Here is a 3,332-nt window from a genome sequence, read left to right on the forward strand (position 1 = left end):
GTGGCCCCGGCGGCAAAGAGGTGGGCCATCATGATGTGCGTGGCATCGGCCAAACCGCGCTCGGCAATCACCTCGTGGACCTGCTCCATCACGTGCGACATAATGCTGTAGTGATTGGCATCCACCCCGAACTCCGCAGCGTGCAGGCGGGGCTCCAAATAGGGCACCGTCCACAGACACAGCCGCCCCGCATCGCCGTCATCAAACACAATCGGGTCCACCACGGTTTCAGGCATGGTGCGAATGTAGACCCCGGCATCGTGCATCATGCGAGACATAAAGCCCAACCGTATCGCTGAGTCGTGGTTGCCCGAGGTCACCACCACTTCTGCTCCGGCCGCGTGCATATCCACTAGCGCCTGGTCGAACATGCGCACCGCATCCACCGGTGGCAGGGCGCGGTCGTAGACATCCCCAGAGATCAACACCAGGTCAATGTTGCGTTCGGTGATGGTCGAAACAATACAATCGATGGCGTGTTGCTGACTGGACAGCATATCGGTGTTGTGGAAGGAGCGGCCCAGATGCCAGTCCGAGGTGTGAAGAATACGCATGCCACCAGTCTAAGCACCCAGGTCGGACACGATAAGGTTAAAGCCATGGATAACTACTCGTCGCGCATTGCCGGGATCGTCTACGGGGGCGCAGCAGCCGAAGCCGCCGCCATTGAACCCGAGGGCACCGAATTTTCTACCGGGACCCAACTGGGCCTGTATGTGGCCGATGGCCTGCTGGAAGTTTTGGAATGGGCCTCCGATGGTCAAGCTGCCGACCCGCCGGCCAGCGTCTGGTTGGCGTTGCTGCGCTGGTATAAATCCCGCTACGGAGACTTCCCGGAAGGCCTGCCGGCCGTGTATGACCGCTGGATCGATGCCTACCCGCTGGGCGACGGCGACGTCGAAGACGCCACCAAAACCGGGCTGGAAGATGTCGAGATGGGCACCCCTCGCAAACCCCACGGGCAAGAGGCTACCGGTGCCGAAGCACTCGTGCGTGCCGCACCATTCGGCATGATTCCGCAGGTGGATGCCGACTGGGTCATCAAAATGTCGCAGCAGGCCGCCGTGCTCACACACGGCACCTGGACCACTTCGGTCGCCTACAGCTTGCTGGTTCACCACGTGCTGACCGGCAAGACGTTCCTGGGCTCCGTGACCGAAGTCCTGGACCGAATATCCGAGCACGACGCCGAACTAGCCGAGCAAATTCGTACCGGTCTCGCCGCCACCGTTGTAACACCGACGACGGCGCAACAGGTTCTGACCGCAGCTATCGCCTCGGTCGCCGATGCGCTGGAACAACCCGTGGCACCAGAACAACTGTTTGCTGCGGCCGTGACCAATGCGGTCAACCACGGTGGGAACACCCAAGCCACGGCTCTACTGGCCGGGCAATTAGCCGGCGGGCTACTGGGCAACACCGCAACCGGTACCCCATCGCACCTGAAAAATTACCCGGTGCTCGAAGAACTCATTGACCGCTGGATTCGCCTGACCAGTTAGAAAGTAGGAACGCCAATGCCCGAACTCACCTTTGCGGGCCTGATCATCAGCTACGACCACCGCGTGCTGGAACCCAGACCGTGGACCGAAGCGCAGTCCAGCTGGGCCGCCGAACTGTTGGCCCAAGCCCCAGCTGGTCCCGTTTTAGAACTCTGCGCCGGTGTCGGCCACATCGGGCTGGCCGCGGTACAAGACTCACACCGCGATCTGGTGATGGTTGACTTCAACCCCATTACCGAACACTTCGCACAGCACAACGCCGTCGTCAATAACATGGCCGAGCGCATAGAGTTTCGCTTGGCTCGGATGCAGAACGCACTGGCCGCCGAGGAGCGCTTCGGTTTGATCATTGCCGATCCCCCGTGGGTGCGCAGTACCGAGACCTCGAGATTTCCTGCCGATCCGGTTCTGGCTATCGATGGTGGTGACGACGGGTTGGACCTCGCCCGCACCTGTGTCGAGCTCATCGATCAGCATCTGGCCGACGGCGGATCAGCACTGCTGCAACTGGGCAGCACCGAACAGGTCCGGCTGATTGCTCAGCACGCCAAACAACTGGGCGAGGGCGCTGTGACAGTCCAGGAGACGAAAACTTTTGACGACGGGGTGATCGTGCGGTTGGCACGCTGAGGAACGTGCCGCACTTAGTCGTCCGAGCGTTTGCGTAAAAATTTATGGGTGCCGTCACACCACGGCTTGATCTGGGATTTGCCACAGCGGCAGACCGCGCTGACCGGACGGGTGGTCTGGTGCTCATTGCCGTCTTCATCTTCGATCACATGATCGCCGCGGAGCAGCATCGGCCCACCGGGGCACAGCACGATATCGGGGTGGTCTGGGTTGGGTGTCTCGTTCATGCAGCCCATTCTTCGAGCATGCGATGCGCGTAGCGATCCTCGAGGTCCATGCTGGTCCACGCCCCAAAGTAGACGTCGTCATATAGGGCTGGTTCTTCCTCGATCAAAACGCCACAGATAGTACGTACGGCTAACTGTTCGTGCACCGCATCGGCCTCGACGTGTTCGGTGTAATACTCAATCATCTCGGGTGGGAAACCAAGTCGGTCCAGCCCCTGAGCAATCCGCCGCGAAGGTACCGAACTGGTCGTCTCAAACGCGGCAAGGAAACCCAGTGAGGCCGCCCGGAGTCGTCGGTTCAGACCAAACATGGACATGACATTATTTTGTTCCAGTATTTCAACCGGTGCTTCGTTGATATAGGCGCCGTAAGCCGATTCCAGGTCGCTGGCGTGCAGCCCGTCGGCAAACATCGTGGCATGCAGACGGTTCGGATTGCCTGCACCATATTCGTCATACTGCAGCTCCATCACCGCCGCTTTGACCGGACCGGAGAGCCGTGGCACGACCCAGGTCGTGTGGTCTGATTCTTTGAGATGATAAATCGATTTGTGGCGGAGGAACTCACGCACTTGTGCTTCGGTTGCTGAGCGGTGCATGTGTGACGACAGCGATGGACCCTCGTGACCGGCCACGAAATCGAAGAACGTCTCGGCGAAGTCACCGGGCTCAGGTGCTTGTGGCGCCCGTTGGCGCAGCGTCTGCTCAAAGTCTTGCTCCAGACGACGACGCACACCAAGAACGTGCGGATCCCATTCCAGGTCATCGGATATGTCATCGAAGCCCCCGTGGTGCTGCTCATACATGGTCCACAGTGCAAGCTGGGCGTCCTCGGTGTTGTCAGGTTCCGGAGCGTCGTCCAGCAGGGAGGTTCCGCCACTTCGTAGCGCGTCGAGGACGGCTTGGCTCAGCTGCCCACGGCTAGTGGGACTCAACATTGGCATAGATCCTCGTTTCCTCATCGCGGACTCTG

Annotated in this window: 5 protein-coding genes; 2 read left to right on the forward strand and 3 right to left on the reverse strand. The window is 60.2% G+C overall.

Annotation, left to right across the window (positions count from 1 at the left end; translation table 11 throughout):
* A partial coding sequence (locus tag L0H14_RS12190) for an exonuclease subunit SbcD (RefSeq protein ID WP_301421966.1) occupies window positions 1-554 on the reverse strand: 554 nt, incomplete at its 3' end.
* Window positions 555-599: 45 nt separating this feature from the next.
* On the opposite strand from L0H14_RS12190, the gene L0H14_RS12195 reads away from it, so the two are divergent.
* Together L0H14_RS12195 and L0H14_RS12200 are read left to right on the forward strand one after the other, a co-directional pair.
* The gene (locus L0H14_RS12195) at window positions 600-1,502 is read left to right on the forward strand and encodes an ADP-ribosylglycohydrolase family protein (protein WP_301421967.1); all 903 of its coding nucleotides are present in this window, start codon (window positions 600-602) and stop codon (window positions 1,500-1,502) included.
* A 15-nt stretch (window positions 1,503-1,517) separates the two neighbouring features.
* The gene (locus tag L0H14_RS12200; RefSeq protein WP_301419138.1) at window positions 1,518-2,132 is read left to right on the forward strand and encodes a methyltransferase; all 615 of its coding nucleotides are present in this window, start codon (window positions 1,518-1,520) and stop codon (window positions 2,130-2,132) included.
* A 14-nt stretch (window positions 2,133-2,146) separates the two neighbouring features.
* Here L0H14_RS12200 and L0H14_RS12205 read toward each other — a convergent pair whose 3' ends face one another.
* Together L0H14_RS12205 and L0H14_RS12210 are read right to left on the reverse strand one after the other, a co-directional pair.
* Window positions 2,147-2,359: a CDGSH iron-sulfur domain-containing protein gene (locus tag L0H14_RS12205; protein WP_301419136.1), complete on the reverse strand. Its 213-nt coding sequence runs from the start codon at window positions 2,357-2,359 to the stop codon at window positions 2,147-2,149.
* The coding region (locus L0H14_RS12210) for an iron-containing redox enzyme family protein (protein WP_301421968.1) at window positions 2,356-3,332 on the reverse strand (977 nt) is incomplete at its 5' end. The genes L0H14_RS12205 and L0H14_RS12210, both read right to left, overlap by 4 nt.

Source organism: Yaniella sp. (assembly GCF_030453185.1).
Lineage (GTDB): Bacteria > Actinomycetota > Actinomycetes > Actinomycetales > Micrococcaceae > Yaniella.

Bases quoted from the DNA above. Each gene is read 5' to 3' on its own strand.
- L0H14_RS12200 (WP_301419138.1), top strand. From the start codon at position 1,518: ATGCCCGAACTCACCTTTGCGGGCCTGATCATCAGCTACGACCACCGC.
- L0H14_RS12195 (WP_301421967.1), top strand. From the start codon at position 600: ATGGATAACTACTCGTCGCGCATTGCCGGGATCGTCTACGGGGGCGCA.
- L0H14_RS12205 (WP_301419136.1), bottom strand. From the start codon at position 2,359: ATGAACGAGACACCCAACCCAGACCACCCCGATATCGTGCTGTGCCCC.